Raw genomic sequence first — 15,680 nt, forward strand, 5'->3', positions numbered from 1 at the left:
CTTAGTTAAATTTAGTGGTCGTTTTACCAATAATATTTCCATTGGAATCATACTGATAGTTGGTCTGAAGCTGCATCGACAATTTAGCCAATGTAAAACTATAGGTAGCACTCGTACTGTAGTTACCACCTACACCAATGACCTTAACATAATAGATATTACCTGCAGTAACATCAAACAATACATTTTCCGCTATGCTTGTACCTCTAACGCTTGCAGCTACTTGATTTGAACTTGAATCATAAATATAAACATCATAATTCAAACCACTTGGTACGGTCATCGTTAAGCGATCTACACCCGTTGTAGGTGCTGTATATTTAAAATAGTCTACATCTGTTGCACTGCTAATATATGAAGAATAAGTCTGATTGTAGTTAATAGGATATGCTTGAGCCGTTGTATCATTCGGTTCAAAAGCATTTGGTAAAACCAAATTCGTTCTTAACGCCTCGGTTGACCAGTCAATGCCATCGCTTACCAAAACTTTAAAGTTCCATGTACCACTTGCAAGTGCTGGCGTGTCCATAAAGGCATTAGCAGAATTTACAGCTCCTGAGTTATAACCCACTGTCACCCAGTTATCCTGTGAACCTAGTACTTGATAAGCTTTTTGTGCCTGCCCATCCGTATCCCCATATGTCCATGTAAAGTGTAAGATATTATCTGGCACTTGTTGTCCATTCGTGTATGAAGTAAGGGTTAGTGTAGGTTTTGTATTTACTCGGATATACATAAGGGCGGAATTGGGTGATATGGCACCTTTACTATCCTTCACCTTAACAACCCAGCTATAAGTATTACCCCGACTTAAAATACCTGCAGGAACTGTATAAGAATTCGCAGTAGAATTTATCCACCCCGAATCACTAACTAAATTAACACCAGTGGAATCATAAATTAAAACATCAAACGCTGATTGTGAATCTCCTGCATCCGGGTCTGAGAACGTCCAGTTCATTGTCGGTGTAACATTCGTTACAGTCGGCGTGGCTGACAAAGTGCTGCCGGGACTTAAATTTGTAGGCGGATTAGGTGCCTGTTCAACAACGATAGTGCCTGTATACGTTGCAGTCGCTGACACATTTCCGTCACTAACTGTAACAGGAATATTGGAGTATGTTCCTGCTGGAATCCCATCATTATTTACATCCCATTGCAGATTCCATGCCTGATTTGTTTTTGTATTTGCAATTGTTGTTGATTTTGTGATTCCATTTACTGTTGCACTAATCGTTAGGTTATCGTTATCCGTATCTGAAGCAATCCCAGAAAGTGTAATTAACTGATGACCATTTTGAAACCAAACTGTCTGGCTGCCATTATTAACATTTATAGTAGGAGGCAGATTAAACGATATTATTAATGTTTTATTTCCAACTGTGTAAATTACCCTTCCATCATTTAACATACTCATGCCAATAGATACATCATAATAAGGTAGGCTTACAGCCGTTGTCCAAGCATTAGTTTTAAAATCAAAAATGTAATTCATTTGAGTGCCTAAAGCGCTAGTAACAAAGACACGACCATCCGAAAGAGTAACTTGAGAACCGCCATACGTAGTACGTGGCAAAGGGGTTCCGTATACCCAAATATTGGATACTGGATTATAAATCATAACCTTGTTACTAGAACAATTGCTACAGGGTGAAAACCCCCCTGTAATCATTACTCTTCCATCCGGAAGTACGCTCTGAGTGTGATCAACCACTCCTGCAGGCATACTTGCAACGACAGACCATTTATTAGTCAATGGATCATATATATACGCTGTATTTCGAAGAGAAGAATTTCCCTTATTAAAGAACTCACCTCCTGTTACTAAAACCCTCCCATCATTTAATGTACTCTGAGCGATGTTTCTAAGTGCTTCCGGTAAGCTGGCTACTTGAGTCCATATATTTGTATTGGGATCATAGATATAACTGGTGTTTGTTTGCATAGGACCTGTATTGTCATAACCAGCTGTAATCATTACTCTTCCGTCTTTTAAAGTACTTTGACCATGGTAAAGACGTTCACTCGGTAAATCAGCAGCGCGAGACCAGGTATTCGTTATCGGATTATAGATATAAGTAGCTTTGGTCGTCTGTCTAGAACCAGATACGGTTGCCTCACCTCCCGTTACGAAAATTCGTCCATCATTTAATGTACTTTGTCTTTGAAAACGTAAAATAACTGGTATATCTGCTCCAATTGATACAACACCATTTGGTGCAATTGCTGCATAAACATTATCACTTACAGTAGAATAAACATCTTCAGTAACACTTGGTTCCGGCTGAACTGGAATATTATTGATATCAGTATCTTTTTCTAGATTTAAAATACCGAACCCATACAAAGAATCTCTGCCGATTACACCTGCGTCCGTGACGTGGGTGTCTAAAACGTTACGCAATTGTGTGTTTGAATACGCATGGTACTCTTCTTTCAGTAAAGCTAATTCTGAAGATACGAAAGGAGCAGCCATAGAAGTACCACTCAATGATTTATATCCGTTACTTTTAAATGTGCTATTAATCTCAATACCAGGTGCCATAATTTCTAATTCATTACCCGCAGAGGAACTGATTGCCCGTTTATTATTTTGATCTACAGCACCAACTGCAATAACCGAACTGTATTTAGCAGGATATTGAATTGTATCACCAGAACCATCAGTATTTCCTGTGTTTCCAGCAGCTGCCACAAGCAACAAACCACTTGCATATGCTTGATCAACTGCATGATGCAATGCTGGAGAATCCACACTTGTGGCTATACTCATATTGACAATATCCATCTTGTTCTCAACTGCCCAATCAATACCAGCGATAACGTCAGATAGATAGCCCTTTCCTGTTGAATCCAATACCTTGACTGCATACAAATCTGCATCAGGTGCTCCCCCTACAACACCAACATCATTGTTTTTAGCCCCTATAATTCCAGCTACGTGGGTTCCGTGCCCAGAATCATCATTATAGGATGCTGTATAATCAACAAATGAAGCTCCGCCTGCAACATCGAGATCTTCATGTTGCGTATCAATACCAGTATCTAAAACAGCAACCTTTACGCCTTTACCTGTATAACCATTGCTCCATGCATAAGTTGCATTAACGACTGACACTCCCCAATCCATGGTTTGAGCAGCTGTTTGAAGTTGAATATCAAGTTCAACTGATTCAACAGTAGGGTCATTCTTTAACGTTTCAATTTCATTAGATGTCATTGTAACCGTTAGAGATGGAATGTGCTTGTTCTCGCGTTTGATCTTCCCTTTTCCTTTTTGGATTAGGGACTTGTTTACTTTCTTCTTATCCTTAAAAGTAACAATCACTCGTTGTTCACTATTTTTTGCGACAGAGGCATACAAAATGGGACTGTTTTGATTGATGTTAAAAGCATGACTGTTTTCAGGTTTGTACTGACTTACATTAGATACTGCTAGTGCACCCGCTTCTTTCTTTATCAAAGGTGCGGCTTCGATACCAGTTACTGGAGATAATGATAAGAGAAAAACCCCAGCCATAATACCTGATACCATTTGCTTGCTTTTTAGCAACAGTTTCATAAAATAACTCCTTAGTGTATATTTTGTTAGCAATTACTAATATACGAGACAAATAGCTTATAAATCAGTAGGGAAAATTGTCATTAATTGTCGAATAACATTAATTTAAAACAAATATTGTCGAATTCAAAAATAATAAACCCATTAAATAGAGTGATTACTTTAAGTTATATTTAATGGGATTTTGTAACAAGAATAGAGATAGTAATTATTTTCTATTTTTAGTGATGCATTAAAACCCCATCAATACAAATACTATTGCACACTAAATCCAACAAAAAACTCCCACTAATGTTTCCAAGCTTATCATTCAATACCTCATGCTCCGCACAAAATGTTTGAGGTTCCTTCAATGTAAATCCAAATGTTTGAAGCGTTTTTTCGGAGAAGTTCTTTAGTATCTGATCATTCTTAAAGCCTTGAATCGCAAATTTTAACAACAAATAGACCATCTCCCTATAGTTTTTATCAAACTATTAGTTAGTGGTCATTATTTTAGAAAGCGCACAAAAAGTGACAACTATATAAATTAAGCATCGAAAATGCAAGAAGCCCCTGGTACATCAAGGTTTCTGGGGCAGGCTAGGTAAAAACTACAACTACTTTTCAGATTGTTATACAGGCAACAAATTCAACTAAACGGATAGACGCTCTACCAACTGGTGAGAGTCAAGCACAAGATCCGCACGAATCGTGCAGGCATGAGGATTATTCATATGATCTATAAAATGCTGCACGACGCCAGCAAAGCCTCTTCGTTCGAGCACCGTGTCCCAACTGCCGAAAGTGCGTACGCGAGGCGCTGCTCCTTTTTCATAAAACACCGCAGACTCCAGATTGGTCACCTCAACAGACCGTCCATTCCCATGCAGTTCTACCTTTTCCAAATCGACGCCGGCTAATCTGACCATACTGTAGGTGCCGACCGACGAACCAAAACCCAGTGTCCCTGATGCATGAAGCAGTCTGCCCGTTTCGTCCACTTGCTGCTGATAGCCCCTAATCTCATAAGGGTTGTCTCCCAGCCAAATCAGAAGATCCAGCATATGAATGAGATCGTCATAAAGCGTTTCTTTGGCGCTGTGGCCCTGCTGCTTAATCCGATGCTTAACCGCCGAGCACCAATCAAAGCCCCCTGCTTCCCTCAGCCACAGCTTTGCTTCTGCATACAGGGGAGCGAACCTGCGGTTAAACCCCGCCGCTAGCAAAACGCCTTTCCGCTCAGCGTAGGAAGCCATCTCCATCGATTGCTCCCACTGATAGGATAAGGGCTTGTCCACATAAACAGCGACACCCCGCTCCATACTTTTCATAGCAATATCATAATGCGTCGAAGTCGGGCTATGTACGAATACAGCGTCCAACCCTTGGTCCAACAGCTCGTTCAAATCGGTTGTGCCGAAAGGTATCCGATATTTCGCCTTCATCCGTTCAACGGTTGCAGGCGTAGAACTCATAATTCCTGCGAGCTCAACCCCTTCATTCACAGACAATAAGGGCAAATATACTTTCTGCGCGATATCGCCTAGACCGATCAATCCAATTCTTTTCTTTGCCAAATGTCCCACTCTCCATGCCTCAATTTACTTTATTCCCCAGAACGAGTCGACCTACCCATAGGCCCATGATAAGCAAAATGACGCCGATCAGCGTGGATACACCGTATACCTGCATCCACTGAGGCGCTGTTTGAAGGAGAGCGTACACTTTTCCTCCACAGATCGGGCCCAAAAAAGCGGCGAAACCAGTTAGAGCCGAATACGTCGCGACATACATCGGACGCTCGCTCTTAGGCGTATCCCCAATCGTAAAAGCAAACACCATCTGGTTGAAGCCTCCCAGCCCGATGCCAAGCACAATATGAACCCCATAGAGGACCACCAGCGCCGGAAGGAAGGCTAGAGTCCCCCACAGCATGCAGGCCAAGGCAATAATTGGGAGCGACCACAACAGCAAGGTCTGAGCGCTGTAACGCGCGTTGAATAGCCCCCATACATAATAGCTGCCCATCATGACCAGAGTATGCACCATTGTAATCAAGGACACCGTTTGGTAATTGACGTGCATCAACCCTAGCATGACGTATGAAAATAACGGCACTGTGACTCCCTGCACGAAAAGCCATGCCGCCAGAAATAGGATCGCTTTAAGAAATACGTGGTCTTTGAAAAAACAAGCATCAATTTACGGTTGCTAAACTTTTGCATGACGATGGCCATAAGAATCTGAACCACATTGACAACCGTCGTTATGGCAAGAACGAATCCGATCTCCGTAGATGTAGCTCCCAAGTAAAGCAAATACCCTGTTAGAAATGGACCGCCCAGCAATTGGAGAATAATGACGGCTGGAAATCCCTCCAGTGTAGCCACCATCAAATACTTGCGTTGAGCAGATATTTTCCTCCTGGGATTGCGTATTTTTGCCAAAAATTGCATAAAAATAAACCCCTATTCGTAGCTTCTGTCGAATGGTTCAAGTTACAGCTTACAATCTCTTGCTTGCTTATGTTAAAATAGGGCTGTCTACCTAATCTATCATGTCAGGCGGGATTATCGAATACCTATGAAACCGAACAACTTTGGTCTCCTTTTAAGTCTACTGCTCTTTGTGACTTTTATTGTACTCTCACTTACATTCAAGTCAACTACTTATTTGTATATCGCAAGTATAGGACCGCTACTTATCGTGCCATTCCTGCCTGATATTCGTTCCAGTCAGTTCATCAAGCCCAATCAGGCCAAGGGTGCCGTCCGCTTGATCACGATGGAGAGCCAGGATAGCGCAGAATCCAACCTGCTGGTCATCCTCTTTGAACCAGGGTATGTGAAATGGAGCCGCAGCAAGCTATTTTTCAATTTGGATGACATTATGAAAGATGTCTATGTAAAGCCGGATCCTTTTGCCGCTACGATGACCGTGCTGCGCTATGATCTCAATCGTCATTCACGCAAGAAAAACTGGGTTGGCATATCCTTAGTCAATCTGGGCCAAAGAATGGAGCAGCTATCGTATACAACGAATGAGATTAATCGTCTGGTCATTCGGATGTCCGATTTGCATGAGCTGCTGCGCTTGCCTCAAGTACAGACTTCATCTGCTGATCGAAGCCTGGGCGCATAAGCATATATAACAGTCCATCTAGCCAAAAAAGTCACCCCATCGCCCGAGTCCGTAGGACTCCATGCCGAATGAGGTGACTTTTTTTATTTCGATGAGAAGAGCGTGCTAATCGCGGGCAACCCCTATAAATAAGGAACACAGATGCGCTATTTGCTTGAAAATCGACCTATTCCCTACGTCAGCGGAACGACGATTCGTTATTTGGGGATTTCTAACATCATTCTGCCTTCAAAAAGCCCAAATTCCAGCGATTAACGCACCTACGTTCCGCCGGATCGCATCGTGAAGCATTTTTCTCACAATTAGGGATTGTCGTTCCTCTCCAAACTTAAAGCCGGCATTATAATCGTGTTTACTCAACGCCCTTTCAATAAATCGCCTCGCCGCATAAGTAAGCGGCTAATGTTCGCACCATAACGCCAGTGCCGCCCTTCGGCTCCGTGCCCTTCTCCGACCATAGCCATGCTGTCCCACCCGTATCCAAATGAATCCAAGGCGTTGCCTCAGCGAAAAATCCGATAAACAAACCGGCTGTTATGGCGCCTGCCCAGCGATTCGTGCCTGTCGAGTTCCGAACATCGGCCACATCGCTTCTAAGCATAGCGCGGTATTCCGGATAGTTCGGCAGCTGCCACACTTTCTCATCCGCTTGCGCAGCCGCATCCAAAAAGGGCTTCAGGAAACCATCATCGTTCGTAACAGCGCCAGTCGCCACATCGGCGAAGGAAATCAAGACAGCCCCCGTCAAGGTGGCCACATCGATTAAACGGTTTGCACCTAATTGCTTCGCGTAGGTTATCCCTTCGGCCAAGATGATGCGCCCTTCCGCATCCGTATTCAGCACCTCTACGGTATGGCCGCTGAGCAGTGTGACCACATCGCCGGGGCGGTAGGCTCCGCCGGACGTCATGTTTTCCGCGGATGGAATCACAACCACGAGATTCACCTTAGGCTTCAGTTGGCCGACGATGTGCATCGCGCCAAGAATCGATGCCGCTCCGCCCATGTCGCTGATCATTTCTTCCATGCCATCGGCGTCCTTCATCGAGATGCCGCCGGTATCGAAGGTCACGCCCTTGCCGACGAGGCCCAGCACGTCGGCGGAGTCAGGATCACCCTGATACTGCAGGGTGATCAATCGGGGCGGGTTGACGCTGCCCGCGCCAACCGCAGTCAGGCCGCCCATCCCACGGGCGGCGATCTCGTGCTCGTCCAGCACTTCGCAGGCGAAGCCGCAGTGCTGGGCGATCCTCACGGCTTCCTCTGCGAGGGAAGCCGGAACGAGCTTATTGCCCGGGAGGTTCGTGAGATCCCGGGCATAGTTCGTGCCTTCCGCCACCATCACCGCGGTGGCGATCGCCTGCTCCAGAAGCGCTGCATCCGCAGCCGCTTCTGTGAGCAGATCCACCTGGCGCAGCTCCGCGCGCGCAGGCTCGTTTTTCCGGTACGCCGGCAAGCGGTACGTACCGAGCAGCAGCCCTTCGGTCAGCGCGATTACCGCTGACCGGCTGTCGATGCCGCTTGGCAGCTTCAGCGCCAAGCGTTCGAGCCGCAGCGCGAGCGCCTTGCGCGCTGCATAGACCGCGGCTGCGCGCAGCGTATCGCGTGAGGCGGCGGGGCCGAGCCCCGCCACGAGCACGTACGCGTACGGCAGCAGCCCGTGCGTCGGCAGCGCCTCCAGTTCGCCTGAGGCGCCCGTGAAGACGCCCTTCTCGCGCAAGCGCTGAAGGGCGCTGTCGAGCTGCGGCTGGCCGAGGACGCTGTCCTGCCGCAGCTCAGATTCGTTCAGGCAGACGACGATCGCGTCTGCCTGCGCCTCATTATTCATAAACGATGTGAATTCCCGCAGCGTAATCGCAGTTATTTGATCAAACATTCTCGTTCTCCTTGCTATCTCTTAATAGTAAGCAGCGGCTGACTGAACAACCTTTTGCATCGGCAGTTGATAGGGGCATTTGTCCTCGCAAAGCGGTTTTTCTTTACAAGGATCATGGTCAGCACAGCCTATTATTCTATCCTTTTGCCTTTGGAAAAATCCGTCGCCTTTGGGCAGCAAACCGAACTTCTCCCGGAATTTACTCGCAATCATCACATCCGGAATGGAGATTTCAAGCGGGCATGAGCAATAGTTGCAGCGTCTGCAATCATGCTGCCCCAGCTCAAGCGCCAGCTCCTCCAGCTGTCGGCGTTCTTCAAAGCCTACCTCTTTCTCCTGCGCAGCTAAATTTTCCTGGACTTCTTTCACACTGACCATACCTGAAATGGTCACGTGGACATCTTGACTGTACGGGTAACGAATTGCACGATCAACTGGCTGAATAAAACCGCCGGATAAAGGCTTCATGGCAACCTTCATTAGCCCCATTTCCGTCGCTTTCGGAATTAACTCATCCAATGCAAAGGGCTGCGCCAAATTTAAATGAAATAAGATCTGGTCAAATTGCCCTTTCGCTATCCACTTCGCCAGCAAATCTGGGCGGTGGCCGGAAATGCCGATAAATCTGACTTTCCCTTCTCTCTGTGCCTCTAACGCCGCTTTATATGCGCCCTCTTCCGCCATCGCCTTCTTGAACTCATCCACATAGTTTACATAGTGTATCTGCAATAAATCCACATGGTCTGTCTTCATGCGCGAGAGGCTTCGTTCGATCTCCGCTTTAGCAGTCTCGTAGTCTCTGGCTCCAGTCTTAGTCGCCAAGAAATATTCCTCTCTGCGATGTGAAATGCATTCCCCGATAATTTCCTCGGAATTTCGATATGCCGCTGCTGTGTCCATATAGTTAATGCCGTGATCTAAGGCATAATTGAGCGCTTCCCTGGCTTGTTCAAGTGGTACACCCGGAAGGTTCATGGCCCCGAATCCAAGTGAGGATACTTTATAGCCAGATTTGCCGAAAGTAGTGTATCTCAATGCAATAACTCCTTCCAAATAATGATTCTAAAATAAATCCACATGATTGTATTGTAATACAACTACGCCACTCTTTCCATGATGCGTAACCTATATCCACTCCCTATTATCGATTTATTTATCATGCAATCGTTCTCACAGAATTAATTAGAAAAACTGTTGACAGCACAATTGAGAATGATTATCATATGTTACAGCATTAATTGATTCTGATAATCATTCTCATAATACTAGGGGGACATTTTTTGTGCGTAAAGCATTATTGAAACTTCATCTTTGGGTCAGCTTACTTCTTGGACTTTTCATCGTTATCATCTGTACAACTGGCAGCATACTTGTCATAGAAGATGATATTGAGAAAATCGCTCATCCTCATCTTTATCAAGCAACACCCGGCAATACCCCCTTACATACTATTCAACAAAATGCGGAACAAGCTTTTCCTGGCTTCAAAGCGGATCGTCTCGATATGCCCGATGAAAACGGACCTTATCAAGTTCGCGTCACAAAAACTGTTGACGGCAAGACGTCCACGCATATGGTATATGTCGATCCTGGAACAGGCAATGTGCTTGGGCAGACAGAAGCTAGTCGAGATGCCTTCTTTTCAGTAGTACTAAAATTACATCGTTACTTGCTTGCAGGTGACTTGTTGGGTAAAACAAAAGCGTCTCTCATTGCGAGCGCGATGGGTTTTGGCCTAATCACCATCTTGCTTACAGGCGCTTATCTATGGTGGCCAGGCCTTAGTAAATTTTTCAAAGGCTTCAGAATCATTCGTAACAAAGGAAAGCTGGCTCTCAATCAAGGTTTGCACAAAACAATCGGAATTGTGACCATCCCTTTTCTCCTTACTTTCGCCATTACCGGCACTGCTCTCCATGTAGATAAGTATGTGCTCGGATGGTTCGGTATTGCTACAAAGGCAGAAATTCCGGCAGCATGGACAAAAACTAAAATTAAAGACAAAGAACCCCTATCCATGGATACGATCGTGCAAAATGCGAAAGATAAATTTCCTGACCATCAACTAACTCGCATTCAACTGCCCCTCAAGCCGGACCAAACCTATCAGTTGGGTATGAAAGTTGGACTCAGCCCGAACGGCTCCGATAATGTCAGTGTTTACGAAGACCCCTACTCCGGTGAAATATTAGGCAAAACCAATCCCTATGCTGGAATCACCTTCTATAACTCATGGAGAAAAGGACTCCACTACGCCACATGGGGCGGAGAGCCCGTTAAGATTTTTAGTGTTATCATCGGCATGATGCCGCTCTTCCTGATGATTACTGGCTTAGTTATTTGGCAGTTGAAAGCACGCGTCCGCAGGAAAAAGAAAACTTCGGCTCATAACGTAAATTCGTTTCCTATTACGGCTCCTGTCCATTCAATCAGATCATCCGATTAAATATCAAAACACCCCTAGCTCCCATCAAAGCGGCTAGGGGTGTTTGGTTTAATCTCTGTTCGACTCATCAGACTTGTTGCTCTTGTCATTTTTATTACGATTGTCCTTATTGTTGTCTTTGTTGTCATCATCTTTATTGTTATCTTTGTTATTATTTCTGTTGTTATCTTTGTTGTTATCCTTGTTGTTGTCTTTATTATTGTCGTTATTGTTCCGATTGTTCCCTTTTCCATTAGAAGCGGAATCGCCCCCATCGCCTAGTTTCGGCGTGGGAGACGGCTTTACCGATGGTCGCGTGGATGGTTTGGCGGAAGAATCTCTTTTCGAATCTTGATTGCTTGAGTCATCTCGATTGTCCGGTTTCTTCGTAGATTTCCGGTCATCCTGATTATCCTTGCCATCGTTTTTACCGATTTTGTCATTCTTATCCGTGGTTCCGTTTTTTGGAGCAGGTGTTTTCGTCGGCTTCACACTATTTTTGTTATTGCTGTCGTTCTTATTCGTATTGTTTTTACTGTTCTTGTCATTTTTATCGTTTTTGTCATTCTTGTCTTTATCCGAATTGTCGGAATCCGCTTGCTCCCATTTTTTACTCAGTTTGCCGGATTTCTCATCATCGATCAACCTTTTGAGGGACGTTTTATCAATCGGTTTATCCGGCTTTACCAGTTTGTCGATACCGCCGTTCTCTTTAGCAAGCTGATGGATGGACACGGATTTAATATCGTCAAGCGACACTTTAGTTCCGTTATCCAGCGCATTCAAATAAATCGCATATTTACCTGCGGACACGCCGCTCGCTTTCGCTTCCTGCCGTATTTCCTGCGGAGCGGCAAATGCGGTTACTTCATAATTTTTCACCTGGTCAGGATGCGTTTGCTCGATATGTTTGTTGACTTGCTCTTTCAGCTTAGTTGCAATTGCCTCATCGTTAACTGCAGTCTTTTCGCCTATGACCGTGGAGCTGATAATAATATCTCCCTCGCCCTTAGCAAGCGCGCCCTGCTCCGCTTTATCCAAAATCGCGGAGGTGACATTTTCCAGTGATTTGCCCTTATAGGCCATCGATTGAATCAAATTCTCCCCATCCGTGTTCAGTCCCTGTAAGTCCTGTACCACTTCCTCATTATCGATGCCAATCTCCACACTCGGATTGATATCTATGGTCACGTAGGCAACCACTTGGCCGCTCGGAACATGACCTGTTAACGTCGAAACCAATACGAAACAAAGAACTATTGCAGCTGCCAAGCCTGAAGCAATAGCCATTTGCGGAACTTTTAGTCGCGGCTTCGCTGGCGCGTACAGTATTTCTTCACCGACTTCACAGTTGCGCGTTCCTCTCGGAAGCTTGTCGAACTGGCCATTCGGACTCATGACGATAATCGAGCTCTCGCTTAATTCCATTACGATTCCCTTGTTCATGCGCTCTTTCTCCCTTTCTATACCATCACTAATCTTCTCGAATTTGTAGATAATCCCGCAAATAAGGGTATGGACCGTTAAAAATAAGTGCGATGGCAATCAAATATTTGCGGTTACGCTCCAATGTCTTTCTGGAGACTTGGACTTGCACGAGCAGCTCCTTAATCGGCAGCTGTCGTTTCGTCAGCAGAGTGCGCATAAGCTCTGCATCCTGTGAAAGGGTGCGACCGATCCCAAACAACATTTGACGGGAATCATCGTGTTTAGGTGAAGCATCGGTCAATTCTGAAAAATCAATGTCAAAATCCTTCAAGCATCGATTAAAATCGACAATTTCACTGCGGCGCTCCTCTTGTCCCTTTTGCTTCTCATAAGCTTCAATCGCTTGATGAACCTCAATCGGATTCATGAAGTTATCTTCTTCATCTTCTTGATCAAATGAGCTGTATGGGATTTGGCCTTTGAAGCGCTGCTCTTTGCGCAAGAAATCAATCAATCTGCGGCGAATGACCGTTTCAGCGAAACCGAGAAATGAGCGGCCCATCGCAGCCGAATATTGATTAATCGCTTCATTGAAGGCGCCAAGCGCAATGCTGAACTCATCATCTCTGGCTGGATCGATATATCGTTTGCAAAACCTGCTTGTGACTTTAGCCACATAAGGCTGATAATCAGAAATAAACTGGTTCCGAAGTCGCAGGTCTCCTTCTTGTATGTATTGTACGGTTTCCTCTAGTGGGGAGGGCTGGGTTTCACTTCGTCCTCCGATTTGCTTCTTCCCGAGGAACTTTTTGAATAGGACAAGTAACACCTTTCCACCTCGCAATATAGTAATTTCGTCCCTATCTATAACAATTGGGGGGTACACTTTGGATATAAAATCTAATAAAAGCAAATTTATTATAACATAGATGGCCAAATGAGCACCTAATGGGAAATAAAACCTTACTTGCGGTTTCATTTTCAATGTATATCCTTTACAATTATTAGTAGGGAGGTGTTTCAATTGGAACTTATAAATAGCTTTGGAAAATTCCTAGAAGAGCTGCGCGGCAAAACATCCTTGCGCAAAGCTGCGGCCAAAAGCGGACTGTCACATGCTTATATTCGTGATTTGGAGCTCGGGCGAAATCGGACGACGAATGGCGTCATCAAACCATCTCCCGATACGCTGAGAAAGCTATCCCAAGCCTATCAATATTCCTATACCGACTTATTAAAGAAAGCAGGATATTTAGAAGAAGATGGCCAGAGTCACTCTGCGCTCAACTTTCAGCTTTCCGACATCTGGTATGTGGAATTTGGAATAAAAAATGTGCGGTACTACGGATTTGACGGCGTCTCCGATGAAATGGTTGATTCTCTCCTGCAATTTACAACGCTTATCGAGACCTTACATGATCATCATTTTATCAAGCTCGATACCCATTTATTTGTAAATGTGCATAAAATAAAAAAGTATGCCCCCGCTGAGGGCAAACTTTATTTTGATTCCGCAGGCCTCGGACGCTCTGTTACGATTGCGGCTCTTCCTCAGAAAAAGTATCATGAAACGATTCTCGAATACGTAGCTGTCAATTCGGGCACAAGAGCAGGTACCGGGTCAGAACCGGATAGGACTCCTTTAAGTCCTCAGCTCTTTACGTAGCGTCATATAGATGAAAATAATGGTGGCCATACTCAGCATTTGGATCGGCATTAACGCACTTAGCATATTGTCTTGCAGCTCACTCCGATATGCGATACCTATCATTACTACTAGTATGAACAGGTAGAAGCCTGCATTCTCTTTGCATAGTTTGATAGTTGTGTAGTTTGTCAAAAAAGTAAATCCGAATCTAAACCGCAGCATGGCCAAAATGACACCGCATTTGGCGAATAAGCCTAAAGCAATCAGTAGCGTTATCGTAATAGGATCTTCATCAACAGCCGGATAAGCGATTATACCGGTGATATCGCATAAAATGATAACGCCCGTAAATATGATTACGGACATAATGTAGCCTGATAAAGCGATTAATATCGCTGGTACAACCTGAAATTTCAAAAAAACTGTGAACAGAACAAAGAGTATGGCTATATGTACCAACGGAAGATCGCTTACATAAGAGACGACGATTCCGGCAACAGCCGCGATGGATACCTCTTTCCAGAACGGTTTTATTTTCTGTCTGAACATAACAAAGGAAAAGAGTATCATAGACACAAAATCGATACTGGTAAGCAGTTTATTCACCCACATTAACAAGCACTTTCCCTCATTTCCATACTTGATTGCGCACGGCATCTAAGTTGAGCCCACATTACCACTATACATGAACGCAAGTTGTTTGCCTTCAATCTGGACTAAGTTGGCTGTTTCTGAGACTAAGATGCCATTCTCAACCGGAAACATGGACTGCCGATAGGAGCATACATATGAATCACCACCCTTTTTCAGTTGCGATTGTGGAAGATAATCACTGGGTAGGCCAGTTGCTTGAGAACTATTGCAAACAGTGTGGCCTGCAAGTCAGCTGCGTAATGTCCAATGGACAAGCCTTTATCGAGCAATATGAAGAAATTCGCCCGGACATTCTGCTCGTGGATATTGGCTTGCAAGGAAATCTGGACGGTATTTCCATGGTCCAATCTTTGCGCGCTGCAGGTTACAAACAGAAAGTCATTATGGTCAGCGGCACAACGAATATCGACCATGTGTTGACGGCCTTTCATGAACTGGGCTCTGTGTATTTTCTGTCAAAGCCTGTTCTTTTCCCTAAATTTCAAACAGCCATCCACAAGGCAATTTTAGAGATAGAGGCCGAACGCCATACAGCGTCCCCCTCCTCACCGCCTTCAACCTGGATTACAGTCAAAAATCAAAAGTCCCAGCTGCCGATTTGCGAGGATTCTATCCTATATATAGAAAAAGAGGACAAGCGATTGACGATGATTCATCTCGTGAATGGGGAAAGCGTAGAAGCGAGCACGAATTTAATCGATATTCTGGCTCAATCCTCATCCTATATGTTCTCGCCATTCAAAGGCTTTCTTGTTAATATGCGCTACGTCTCTTCCTATGTGAAGGAAAGCGGCTTTCCGACATCCCGCAGATTTCTGATTCATTTGAAGATGACCTCTACAAAAATTCCATTAAGCAGAAATCTGCATAAGGAGTTTGCCAGATTGCTTCAAGAGCTTGAGTAATGAATCGAACCCTCCCAAACAGAAACAACCGCCTTCCCCGCAATTGCAAGGAGGCGGCT

13 protein-coding genes are annotated in these 15,680 nt (G+C 44.7%); 4 read left to right on the forward strand and 9 right to left on the reverse strand.

Going from position 1 to position 15,680, the window contains the following annotated elements; translation table 11 throughout:
• Position 1: 1 nt before the first annotated feature.
• The 4 genes from ABRS97_RS11590 to ABRS97_RS11605 form a co-directional block, all read right to left on the reverse strand.
• A complete protein-coding gene (locus tag ABRS97_RS11590; RefSeq protein WP_367813960.1) occupies positions 2–3,562 on the reverse strand; it encodes a S8 family serine peptidase in 3,561 nt (1,186 codons plus the stop codon).
• 635 nt (positions 3,563–4,197) lie between these two features.
• The gene (locus ABRS97_RS11595) at positions 4,198–5,121 is read right to left on the reverse strand and encodes a Gfo/Idh/MocA family protein (RefSeq protein ID WP_367813962.1); all 924 of its coding nucleotides are present in this window, start codon (positions 5,119–5,121) and stop codon (positions 4,198–4,200) included.
• A gap of 19 nt (positions 5,122–5,140) precedes the next feature.
• On the reverse strand, positions 5,141–5,662 hold the full coding sequence (locus ABRS97_RS11600) for an MFS transporter (protein ID WP_367813964.1): 522 nt from the start codon (positions 5,660–5,662) through the stop codon (positions 5,141–5,143).
• Positions 5,635–6,000 (reverse strand): hypothetical protein, encoded by a 366-nt coding sequence (locus ABRS97_RS11605; RefSeq protein WP_367813966.1) that lies wholly within the window; start codon positions 5,998–6,000, stop codon positions 5,635–5,637. Before ABRS97_RS11605 ends, ABRS97_RS11600 begins: the two co-directional genes overlap by 28 nt.
• A 127-nt stretch (positions 6,001–6,127) precedes the next feature.
• On the opposite strand from ABRS97_RS11605, the gene ABRS97_RS11610 reads away from it, so the two are divergent.
• Positions 6,128–6,685, forward strand: coding sequence for a hypothetical protein (locus ABRS97_RS11610; protein ID WP_367813968.1), 558 nt, complete (start codon positions 6,128–6,130; stop codon positions 6,683–6,685).
• A gap of 367 nt (positions 6,686–7,052) precedes the next feature.
• Here the strand turns inward: ABRS97_RS11610 and ABRS97_RS11615 are convergent, their stop codons facing one another.
• Together ABRS97_RS11615 and ABRS97_RS11620 are read right to left on the reverse strand one after the other, a co-directional pair.
• On the reverse strand, positions 7,053–8,561 hold the full coding sequence (locus ABRS97_RS11615; protein ID WP_367813970.1) for a leucyl aminopeptidase: 1,509 nt from the start codon (positions 8,559–8,561) through the stop codon (positions 7,053–7,055).
• Positions 8,562–8,582: 21 nt separating this feature from the next.
• Complete coding sequence (locus tag ABRS97_RS11620) at positions 8,583–9,596, reverse strand: aldo/keto reductase (RefSeq protein ID WP_367813972.1); 1,014 nt, start codon at positions 9,594–9,596, stop codon at positions 8,583–8,585.
• Positions 9,597–9,843: 247 nt separating this feature from the next.
• Between ABRS97_RS11620 and ABRS97_RS11625 the strand changes: the two genes are divergently transcribed.
• Positions 9,844–11,007, forward strand: coding sequence for a PepSY-associated TM helix domain-containing protein (locus ABRS97_RS11625; protein ID WP_367813974.1), 1,164 nt, complete (start codon positions 9,844–9,846; stop codon positions 11,005–11,007).
• Positions 11,008–11,055: 48 nt separating this feature from the next.
• Here the strand turns inward: ABRS97_RS11625 and ABRS97_RS11630 are convergent, their stop codons facing one another.
• Together ABRS97_RS11630 and sigI are read right to left on the reverse strand one after the other, a co-directional pair.
• The gene (locus tag ABRS97_RS11630) at positions 11,056–12,432 is read right to left on the reverse strand and encodes an anti-sigma factor domain-containing protein (protein WP_367813976.1); all 1,377 of its coding nucleotides are present in this window, start codon (positions 12,430–12,432) and stop codon (positions 11,056–11,058) included.
• 28 nt (positions 12,433–12,460) lie between these two features.
• Positions 12,461–13,243 (reverse strand): RNA polymerase sigma factor SigI, encoded by a 783-nt coding sequence (sigI, locus tag ABRS97_RS11635; protein ID WP_367813978.1) that lies wholly within the window; start codon positions 13,241–13,243, stop codon positions 12,461–12,463.
• 195 nt (positions 13,244–13,438) lie between these two features.
• Here sigI and ABRS97_RS11640 point away from each other — a divergent pair, with 195 nt between their 5' ends.
• A complete protein-coding gene (locus ABRS97_RS11640) occupies positions 13,439–14,080 on the forward strand; it encodes a helix-turn-helix domain-containing protein (RefSeq protein ID WP_367813980.1) in 642 nt (213 codons plus the stop codon).
• Here the strand turns inward: ABRS97_RS11640 and ABRS97_RS11645 are convergent.
• Positions 14,057–14,680 (reverse strand): hypothetical protein, encoded by a 624-nt coding sequence (locus tag ABRS97_RS11645; RefSeq protein WP_367813982.1) that lies wholly within the window; start codon positions 14,678–14,680, stop codon positions 14,057–14,059. The genes ABRS97_RS11640 and ABRS97_RS11645 overlap by 24 nt on opposite strands.
• Positions 14,681–14,850: 170 nt before the next feature.
• Here ABRS97_RS11645 and ABRS97_RS11650 point away from each other — a divergent pair, with 170 nt between their 5' ends.
• Complete coding sequence (locus ABRS97_RS11650; protein WP_367813984.1) at positions 14,851–15,621, forward strand: LytR/AlgR family response regulator transcription factor; 771 nt, start codon at positions 14,851–14,853, stop codon at positions 15,619–15,621.
• Positions 15,622–15,680 lie beyond the last annotated feature (59 nt).

It is taken from the genome of Paenibacillus tabacirhizosphaerae, from assembly GCF_040812395.1.
In the GTDB taxonomy this organism is placed as follows: Bacteria; Bacillota; Bacilli; order Paenibacillales; family NBRC-103111; genus Paenibacillus_E.